Origin of the sequence: Xenorhabdus sp. SGI240 (assembly GCF_040081915.1) — a bacterium.
Lineage (GTDB): Bacteria > Pseudomonadota > Gammaproteobacteria > Enterobacterales > Enterobacteriaceae > Xenorhabdus > Xenorhabdus bakwenae.
In genome coordinates, this window is the sequence record NZ_JBEBMB010000046.1 from 1 (window position 1) to 4,551 (window position 4,551).

Sequence of the window (4,551 nt, forward strand, 5' to 3'; positions counted from 1 at the left end):
CTCAGTTTACTGGCACTGCTGTTCAGGCGTTCGTTGGCAAGCCAGTTATTTTCTACCGTCTCATTGTTCAAAGCAGCCCAAAATACAGACATCTGGCTCAGGCCAATTATAGAAACTCTGCTCCAAACAGCGTGGTCGGAAACGTATTTTTGGCTGGAAAAAGCGCAGAATATTTATGCCGGAACGCTTTCAAAACATCACAAAAAAAATCATGTAAAAACAAAACATTGGATGCGTGTTTTGAAAGACTTAATTCTTAAGATCCTGTCTATGACGAGAATATAACCTGTTTTTACTTTACCTTCCCGCCTACAGCCCAGAGCTGAATCTGATTGAAATCGTCTGGAGACAGGCTAAATATCACTGGCGACGTTTTATCACTTGGACTCAGGATACAATGGATCATGAGCTAAATACTTTATTTGAAAGTTATGGTCGCCAATTTGCAGTTAATTTCTCTTGAGGACTTAATAAGGTATCAGAGTTGGAGATAAATCTCGCGGCAAACAGCTTAAATAAGCGGCCACGAAAAACACGTGGTTATAGTACACCGGAGGAGATATTTAAAGGGACAAAAACTCATTTACTTCGTTTATAACGATGTTGCACTTAATATGTGAATTCAAGTATTTTTTATATAAAACGGTTTAATCTAAAGGAGCTTTCATAGCCCTATTGTGGTTTTTGGGTATCAGGCTAGCAGGTTCCGGGAGGTTTATACGAAATAGCATAACGATTTATATTATTTACTCTGTAACTGATTGTCTTTCACATCCGGTTAATTAACAATCAGTTCTTTCGTTGAGTGAATAAACTTAATGCTTCAACGTTGAATAAGGTGTTAAGAAGATATTCTATTTATTTTAAAATTAAAAACCCCGCTGTAGTATCTTATATTCATATTCTTGAACATTAAGCTGCGTTTGTAGCTGAATCATAAATGTATCTTGATGTTTAAATTCATTGCAAACGAATAAATCAAGAGCGGCGTACTGATATTCAGGCCATGTGTGAATGGTAAAATGGGACTCTGCTAATATTAGTGCACCACTGACACCCCATGGCTGGAATTGATGGAAATTATGAGTAACAACATTCAGCTCACATTGTTGGGCAATATCAAGCATGATTTTTTCAATGGCTGATACAGATTTCAGTACCTCTGCATCACAATCTTTCATATCTATAATAATGTGAGTGCCAAGCTGTCGTGTATGATCCGATGAGCTTACTTTTTCCTGACCACGATATTGAAATTTAGTGTCGTGACATTTATTACAAGTTGCCTCTATGAGCTGTTCTATCGTTAATATGTTCTTTCCGTGCCCAATGGTTATCATGTTATTACATGATTTACATTGGTAAAATTTTATACGAGGGTTAATTTCTCCAGTATAGATTTTATCTGAATAATGATTTCTCCCTGAGATCATCGGGTAGGTTTGAGGTGTAACAGAAAGAACATAGAGATCGCTGACATTACCGATAATACTTCCGCCATGATATTTATTGAATTGCGGATAAATATTCCTGATAAGAAGATTCTGATTGTTGAATAACCTTTGAACTTCTTGGTTTTCCATTGGTTTTTTTTGACCAAAGGAGAGTAAGATCTCACTATTATCATTTTTAGTGAAACTAATAGCGCGTGATAAAAATAATTTTAATCCGCTCAATGTATAAGGTGGATCTGTCAAGACGATGTCAAAGTTTTTAGTGTATACATTAGAGAGTTTTAGATCTAAGTATTCAGTATTAATGACGAAATCATTTTTCTCTGCGACATCTCGAATAAATGTTAGTAGATCTTGATCGATATCCTTGACAAAAATATTTTTTGAGCAGTCGTAGTCGAGATTTTTAAATGCCATCATCAGGGCTAAGGAAGTCAAATCATCATCACCCAAAAATAAAATATTTTGTTTAAATACTCTTGGGTTATTAAGTAATAGCATGACCCGGCGTATTGATGTCTCTAATGTTGCATGTGCTTGATCTAACAAAACATTGACTTGAGGCCTGCTGTTATATATTGGCTCCAATAAAACGGAAAGCTCTTTCTCAAACTCTTCTCGTTTCTCCTTTGATAACAGAAGGTTATATTTATTGATATCAACTGATTTATATCCTAGCTCCTCTTGTACATATTTCATGCCTATGTGGGTTAATTTAAAAGTACCTTTGTTTTCAGCATAATTATATTTTATTAATTCTTTTTTGAATGCTGAAATGATAGGGATAGGTAATCTACTATTTAATGAAAGGTTTCTGTTTGAAGTGTGGCCATATAAATATAATAATATTAATAACTCCTCTAGAATTTCAACTGGGTGTGATAACTTCATGTTGTTTTTTATAGCATTAAGTTTGTTCATTATAATCTCTTTTTGATCTAACCTTTAATTCTATTTTTTCAATTGTTTTCCAAGATATTGCTTTTGTTTTTTATAAATCTGTAAATTTATCTTCCTGTAATTTATGTATTATAATTTTCACTATATAGAGAAACATGAATTTCAACTAGTTTTTATTTTAATTGAAATAATAAACAAAAGTGACATTCTGTTATCAGACAACTGTCTGAAGTGCTAATTGATTGTGTGTTAAATGGCTAGAATTATCATAAATATAATATTTAGCCTATTGTTTAGGGTCTGTTGATGTTTTGCGAGGGATTATTAGACAGCATGATGGTTTGGTATAATTACTTTCGCTAAAAAACAACCAGACCTCACCATCATTCTGCGAACTATGTTAACCGATCTTGCTTGGAATAAGCTATCTGCATTTATGCAACACACGGGTTGGGTTTATAACAAACCTGAACACCGTTTGACCTTGGAAGGCATTCTTTATCACATGAGAACGGGTATCCCCTGGCGCGATTTACCGGACGAATTTGGCAAATGGAATCGCGTCTTTTCACGTTCTAACTCCGGGTCAAAGAAAGAAATTTTTCAGGTTATTTCAAATGGTTATCTAGAATTGCTGATAAGGAATGGCTGTTTATTGATGGCACTATCGTTCGGGCTCACCAACACAGTGCGAGCGCTGCGTCAGATGACGATGAAGCCATTGGCAAAAGCTGTGGCGGATCTTCAACCAAGCTCCATTTAGCCGTAGACAATGGTGGGTTGCCTGTTCATTTTGAACTTTCAGGTGGTCAGGTTCACGATAGTGTTCACGCAGAAAGCCTTGTCGTTGCATCTCCCTCCTCCGAAGCAGTTATCGCTGACAAAGGGTATGACAGCCAGCGTTTCAGGATGTTTATTGAACAGCGAGGAGCCACTCCGGTGATCCCTTATCGCAAAAATAGTCGAAAATCCGACCAACGCATTGATGAATGTTTATACGAGCATCGTCACTTGGTGGAAAACGCCTTTGCCAGAATCAAACATTTTCGAGCCATAGCAACAAGATACGATAAACTTGAGCGGAATTATGCCAGCATGGTGTCACTGGCATTTATCATTGTCTGGTTGCCGATGTGGGTTGATTGAATTATGACCTTAAAACATCAACAGACCCTAGTCAACGATGACTCTCTGAAATTTATCAAAACCCTGCCGGATAACTGCATCGACCTGATCGCCACTGACCCGCCCTACTTTCGCGTAAAAGATTGTCGCTGGGATAACCAGTGGTCAGATGCTACGGCTTACCTTGCGTGGCTGGATGAACTGCTTGCCGAATTCTGGCGGGTATTAAAACTGAACGGAAGCCTGTATATGTTTTGTGGTTCACGTCTGGCCTCTGATACCGAACTGCTGTAGCGTGGCGACCAATTTTGCACTATTTGGCGGTATATTCTGCACTATTCTAAGTGAAAATTACCGCCCCATAATGCACAGTGCAGAATAAAACGCCTGATTAAAAAATGTCATCATTAGCCTCACGGCCTACAGGCAGGTATTTGTAAATAATGGGATGGATGTCCCATTTAAGCGGCATCAGTGTGCCAAAATGGAAGTGTATTCAACACAGCCAATTAATAACGGGAGCGTCCACCATGAAGGGGCGTCCATGTATGCTTGACAGTGAAATATTAAACGCATTGGCGATCTCACGCCGTGTTTTTCCCTGACTCAACAATTGGATCGCCTGCTGATATTTATCTTCCGGCAGTGCCACCGGACGTCCGCCAATTCGCCCCTATGCCCGTGCTGCGGCTAATCCAGCATTCGTGCCCAGCATTCGTGCGTTCAATAATCAGTTCCCGTTCCATTTCCGCCAATGCACTCATCACATAAAAGAAAAACCGGCCCATTGGTGAGCTGGTATCAATACTATCGGTCAGGCTTTGAAAGTGGATGCCGTCATTGCTTATCGGAGTAGACAAACAGCGGCTTACCGTGATGCTTCATGGCATGGCGATACGCCGAGGCCACGGCAATCGTGCTTTCGGATAAATCCAGCGACCAGCCCAGGGCAAACGGGTCTAAATTGACCAACGGGATTAACTGAGTGCATTCGGTACATAGAAATAGGATTGATAGCTGTTTGTGATTTATAATCAGCATCCTGTTAATAATAACCGTAGAAACTGCCATG

3 protein-coding genes and 5 pseudogenes are annotated in these 4,551 nt (G+C 38.8%); 5 read left to right on the forward strand and 3 right to left on the reverse strand.

Annotated elements, in window-relative coordinates; genetic code table 11:
• The 3 pseudogenes from ABLA76_RS11415 to ABLA76_RS11425 form a co-directional block, all read left to right on the forward strand.
• Nucleotides 1-285: pseudogene (locus tag ABLA76_RS11415) on the forward strand (hypothetical protein); the annotation flags it as partial.
• Nucleotides 281-463 (forward strand): annotated as a pseudogene (locus ABLA76_RS11420) (transposase); the annotation flags it as partial. The pseudogenes ABLA76_RS11415 and ABLA76_RS11420, both read left to right, overlap by 5 nt.
• Before the next feature lie 6 nt (nucleotides 464-469).
• Nucleotides 470-598 (forward strand): annotated as a pseudogene (locus tag ABLA76_RS11425) (IS30 family transposase); the annotation flags it as partial.
• A 271-nt stretch (nucleotides 599-869) separates the two neighbouring features.
• Here the strand turns inward: ABLA76_RS11425 and speD are convergent.
• Nucleotides 870-2,375 (reverse strand): adenosylmethionine decarboxylase, encoded by a 1,506-nt coding sequence (gene speD / locus ABLA76_RS11430; RefSeq protein WP_348988017.1) that lies wholly within the window; start codon nucleotides 2,373-2,375, stop codon nucleotides 870-872.
• A gap of 364 nt (nucleotides 2,376-2,739) precedes the next feature.
• Between speD and ABLA76_RS11435 the strand changes: the two genes are divergently transcribed.
• Nucleotides 2,740-3,500, forward strand: a protein-coding gene (locus ABLA76_RS11435; protein WP_348988018.1) for an IS5 family transposase whose coding sequence is annotated in 2 segments (ribosomal slippage) — nucleotides 2,740-2,965 and nucleotides 2,965-3,500 — 762 coding nt in all. Because the reading frame shifts where the segments join, the coding sequence is not laid out codon by codon here.
• Between the two features lie 3 nt (nucleotides 3,501-3,503).
• Nucleotides 3,504-3,770: pseudogene (locus ABLA76_RS11440) on the forward strand (DNA methyltransferase); the annotation flags it as partial.
• A 205-nt stretch (nucleotides 3,771-3,975) separates the two neighbouring features.
• Here ABLA76_RS11440 and ABLA76_RS11445 read toward each other — a convergent pair.
• Both ABLA76_RS11445 and ABLA76_RS11450 read right to left on the reverse strand, forming a co-directional pair.
• A pseudogene (locus ABLA76_RS11445) lies at nucleotides 3,976-4,315 on the reverse strand (recombinase family protein); the annotation flags it as partial.
• A 1-nt stretch (nucleotide 4,316) separates the two neighbouring features.
• Nucleotides 4,317-4,551: hypothetical protein (locus tag ABLA76_RS11450; protein ID WP_348988019.1), on the reverse strand; the 235-nt coding region annotated here is incomplete at its 5' end.

Coding starts and splice junctions, on each gene's coding strand:
- speD (WP_348988017.1), bottom strand. CDS start 2,375: ATGAACAAACTTAATGCTATAAAAAACAACATGAAGTTATCACACCCA.